We start from the raw sequence: 1,320 nt of genomic DNA on the forward strand, positions 1-1,320 counted from the left end.
AACGTAGGGATCATCGTCGACGACGTTCACAGCGTCGTATCGGTCCGGAACGACCAGATCGAACGCATCAGTGACGGTATCACATCGTCTATCAGCAGTTATGTCAAGGCAATCATCAAAATAGGAGACGAAGAGGACGAGAAGGCAAAGACCCTCATCATCTGGCTCGACGTCCAGAAAGTAATCGGCGATCTCGGCAGCGATCTCGGAAACCACTAGATCGCTTCCGTAAACCAGCACCCGGCATGAGTAAACTGTTCCATGGATGAATTCGCATCGCTCCAGAGAAGCATCGAGAGACTGGTTCGGATCAAGTGCTCGAACTACAAGGAAGATTACATCAAGCGGCGTATCCTCTCCCGGATGCGCCTGACAAACACCACAGATTTTGAGGCGTATCACAGGTACCTCCTCGCGAATCCGCAGGAACTCGATCTGCTCAGGAACGCCCTCACCATCAACGTCACAAAATTTTTCCGCGACCCGGAGGTCTTCGAAGTGATACGCCGGGAGATACTGCCTGATCTCGCCCGCCGCAGAGAATCAATCCGGATCTGGTGCGCCGGCTGCGCCACGGGTGAAGAACCCTACTCACTCGCCATCCTCGCGCACGAATTGATGACTCTCCATAAAAACGTCACCGTAACGATATACGCGACCGATATCGATACCGTGGTGCTGCAGAAAGCCATCGCCGGAGTTTACGACAGAAAGGCGCTTGAGAACGTCGACGAGAAGAGACTCCGCAAGCACTTCATCAGCCACGATGACGGCACGTTCGAGATTCGCCCTCATATCAAAAGCCTGGTTAAATTCCGGGAGCACGACCTGATGTCGGGCGTCCCCATCGCCCGGTACCTCGACGCCGTCACCTGCCGCAACGTCACCATCTACTTTACCGAGAAGCAGAAGAACGACCTTACCCATCTTTTTTACTCTGCGCTTGCCGTCGACGGCTACTATATCATGGGCAAGACCGAGTACCTGGCAAGAGAGGTGGAGCACCTCTTTGTGCCGTACAACAGCATGCAGAAGATACTGCGCAGGGCCGCCGCCTGAACGTCACCAGAGGTAGCCGGATTCCACGTCCGTCTCGGTCTCCTCGAACTGCGACATCCGGTGCATGAAGACTTTCCTGGCCTTGTGACGCTTCAACTCGGAGAAGAGCAGGTAGAAGTTTACGCCGACGACGACAATGATGAGCATCAGGCTGATCCAGAGCTGGCTACCGCTCTGGGTTGTGATGAAGGTCGCCGCAAGGAGCACCACGAACGAAATCAGATAAAATATCACCCACGTGCGCACCTCAGTGATTTCCAT

The 1,320-nt window shown here is 54.4% G+C and carries 3 protein-coding genes; 2 read left to right on the forward strand and 1 reads right to left on the reverse strand.

Annotated elements, in window-relative coordinates:
* Both EI28_RS12635 and EI28_RS12640 read left to right on the forward strand, forming a co-directional pair.
* A partial coding sequence (locus EI28_RS12635) for a chemotaxis protein CheW (RefSeq protein ID WP_048115389.1) occupies window positions 1-219 on the forward strand: 219 nt, incomplete at its 5' end.
* Between the two features lie 42 nt (window positions 220-261).
* Window positions 262-1,059 (forward strand): protein-glutamate O-methyltransferase CheR, encoded by a 798-nt coding sequence (locus EI28_RS12640; protein ID WP_048113397.1) that lies wholly within the window; start codon window positions 262-264, stop codon window positions 1,057-1,059.
* 3 nt (window positions 1,060-1,062) lie between these two features.
* Here EI28_RS12640 and EI28_RS12645 read toward each other — a convergent pair.
* On the reverse strand, window positions 1,063-1,320 hold a 258-nt coding region (locus tag EI28_RS12645), incomplete at its 5' end, for a hypothetical protein (protein WP_048113395.1).

Source organism: Methanoculleus sp. MH98A (assembly GCF_000691865.1).
GTDB lineage: Archaea > Halobacteriota > Methanomicrobia > Methanomicrobiales > Methanoculleaceae > Methanoculleus.